The organism is Rhodococcus sp. KRD175 (assembly GCF_017168275.1).
Taxonomy (GTDB): Bacteria; Actinomycetota; Actinomycetes; order Mycobacteriales; family Mycobacteriaceae; genus Rhodococcoides; species Rhodococcoides fascians.
The window spans coordinates 1-425 of sequence record NZ_JABFAQ010000068.1; the positions used below are offsets into that span (position 1 = coordinate 1).

At 60.7% G+C, this 425-nt stretch carries 2 protein-coding genes; both read right to left on the reverse strand.

The window, feature by feature from the left end; all coding sequences use genetic code 11:
- Window positions 1-22: 22 nt before the first annotated feature.
- Window positions 23-361, reverse strand: coding sequence for a nitrogen regulatory protein P-II (gene glnB / locus J1M81_RS25655; protein WP_003414756.1), 339 nt, complete (start codon window positions 359-361; stop codon window positions 23-25).
- The coding region (locus tag J1M81_RS27115; RefSeq protein ID WP_374223909.1) for a hypothetical protein at window positions 358-425 on the reverse strand (68 nt) is incomplete at its 5' end. The genes J1M81_RS27115 and glnB, both read right to left, overlap by 4 nt.

Below are 425 nucleotides of genomic sequence, written 5' to 3' on the forward strand. Positions count from 1 at the left end.
GTTCAGCACAGTGCGGCTAGTTTCATAACGCGTCGTGTCCGCGTTCACCGGTGCGCACCCGCACGATGGTGTCTACCGGACTCACCCACACCTTGCCGTCGCCGATCTTGCCGGTGCGCGCCGCCCGGACAATGCTGTCCACGACCTTGTCGACAATGGAATCGTCAACAACGACCTCGATCCGAACCTTCGGTACGAAATCCACCGAGTATTCGGCCCCGCGGTAAACCTCCGTGTGGCCCTTCTGCCGTCCGTATCCCTGGATTTCACTGACCGTCATCCCCAGCACTCCCGCGTCCTCGAGGCTCGTCTTGACGTCGTCGAGCGTGAACGGCTTCACGATCGCAGTGATCAGCTTCATTTCGGCTCCGCCTCCACTTTCTGGCCTATACGCTCCTGAATGCCGTTGCGGCTATCCTCCACGG